At 70.4% G+C, this 1,933-nt stretch carries 2 protein-coding genes and 1 pseudogene; all 3 read right to left on the bottom strand.

Annotation, left to right across the window (positions count from 1 at the left end; translation table 11 throughout):
* Positions 1 to 572: helix-turn-helix domain-containing protein (locus AC1D01_RS32465; protein WP_477873616.1), on the bottom strand; the 572-nt coding region annotated here is incomplete at its 3' end.
* Complete coding sequence (gene pilW, locus AC1D01_RS32470; protein WP_477873617.1) at positions 565 to 1,380, bottom strand: type IV pilus biogenesis/stability protein PilW; 816 nt, start codon at positions 1,378 to 1,380, stop codon at positions 565 to 567. The genes AC1D01_RS32465 and pilW, both read right to left, overlap by 8 nt.
* Positions 1,377 to 1,933 (bottom strand): annotated as a pseudogene (locus AC1D01_RS32475) (23S rRNA (adenine(2503)-C(2))-methyltransferase RlmN); the annotation flags it as partial. The gene pilW and the pseudogene AC1D01_RS32475, both read right to left, overlap by 4 nt.

Genomic DNA, 1,933 nt, shown 5'->3' on the forward strand with positions numbered 1-1,933 from the left:
GACGGCTCCGACGCGCCGGCATCGGCTGCAGCCGGCGCCGGTGCCGACGTGGCTTCGGAGACGCGCGGCAGGTTCGACGCGATCCAGCCGCTGGGCAGCAGGTAGATCGCCGCGGCAGCCAGGGCCAGCAGCACCGCGCCGATGACGCCGGGGTTCTTCAGGAAGCTCAGGTCGGTCGGCACGCCGCCCAACGGCTTGTCACGGAACGGCGCGTTCAGGCCCTGGCTCAGGTGGTCGAGGCGGTGCGCCTGCGGCTGCGGCAGCAGGGCCAGCACCGGTGCGGCATCGATCTTCAGCGTGCGGCAGATGGTCTGCGCCAGTGCGCGCGTGAACGTGGCATCGGGCAGTTCGTCGAAGCGATCGGCTTCGAGCAGCTCGAGCTTGCGCGGCGCGACCTTGATCGAGGTCGCGAGCGCGGCGATGTGCAGGCCGCGCGCCTGGCGGGCCTGGCGCAGCAGCATGCCTGCCGTCACCGGATCGGCAGGCGGCGGCGCCACGGGCTGCGCCTGCTGCACTGGCGTCTCGCCAGCGGACGCACCACCCTCGGGGTCGGCCGGCACCGGATCACTCATCGAACTGCCCCCGTTCGAACGCCGACGATTCGCGCGATTGCGGGAAGCGGTCGCGCAACTGGCGGCCGAGGTCGACCACGCCCTGCCGGTTGCCGAGCTTGTTCTCGACGCGCGCCGCCAGCCACAGCGTCTGTGCGCTCGATTGATCGGCCACCGCGTTGACGCGGCGGATGTAGAAACGTGCGCGCTCGAAGTCGCCGCGGCGCAGCAGCACTTCGGCCAGGTTGACGCCGGTCGCGGGGTTGGCCGCATCGAGCTCGTAGGCACGCAGCAGCGTCGCCTCGGCCTCCGGCCACTGGCCGGCGCGCGCCTGGCACACGCCCTTGGCCAGCATCGAACGGACGTTGCCGGTGTACTGCGGTGCCGTCATCGCCTGCTCGAACAGCGGGAAGGCCTCGTCGAAGCGCTTCTGCTGGCACAGGTACCAACCGTAGTTGTGCAGCGTGTCGCCGTCGCGCGGGCTCAGCTCGAGCGCGCGGCGGAAGCTCTCCTGCGCCAGCACGTCGTCGCTCAGTCCGGCGTAGATCAGGCCGCGCAGGTTGTAGGCCTCGGTCATGCTGGGCTGCGCCTGCAGCGCCAGCTTCACCTCGTCGAGCGCCGTGGTCAGCTGGCCACGCGCGAAATACGCGCTCGCGAGCTCCATGCGCACCCGCGCCCGCTTGCCGGCCTCGGAGTCATCGGGCGAGTTGGTCCGGTTGGGCGCCTGCTCGACTCCGTTCACGGTGGTCGTGGTGGTACAGCCTCCGAGCAACGCAGAGAGGGCCGCAACGGCCAGCGTGATCGACAAGCAACGACGTCCCCAGGTCATGAACGGCCCTCCTTCGAGCGTGATGTGATGTCTGCAGATTCGGTGACAGGGCGGTGCACGCGGATCGGTGCACGCGTCATGCGCTTGTGGGCCTGGGTGCGGTCCTGCACCTCGCCGGCGAGCTGGCCGCAGGCGGCGTCGATGTCGTCACCGCGCGTCTTGCGCACGGTCGTCACGACGCCGGCCTCCTGCAGCACCTGCGCAAAGGCGCTCACGCGCTCGCGCGGCGAACGCTTCAGGCCGGACTGCGGGAACGGGTTGAACGGGATCAGGTTGAACTTGCACGACACCGCCTGGCTGATGCGCACCAGCGCACGGGCGTGCTCCGGCGTGTCGTTCACCCCGTCGAGCATGCAGTACTCGAAGGTGATGAAGTCGCGCGGCGCCTTGTCGAGGTAGCGGTTGCAGGCCTCGAGCAGCTCGGCGATCGGGTACTTGCGGTTCAGCGGCACGAGGTCGTCGCGCAGCGCGTCGTCCGGTGCGTGCAGCGAGACGGCCAGCGCAACCGGGCAGTCGTCGCGCAGGCGGTCGATCATCGGCACGACGCCCGAGG

This window comes from Rhizobacter sp. P3_B12 (assembly GCF_056402895.1).

Coding starts and splice junctions, on each gene's coding strand:
- pilW (WP_477873617.1), bottom strand. CDS start 1,380: ATGACCTGGGGACGTCGTTGCTTGTCGATCACGCTGGCCGTTGCGGCC.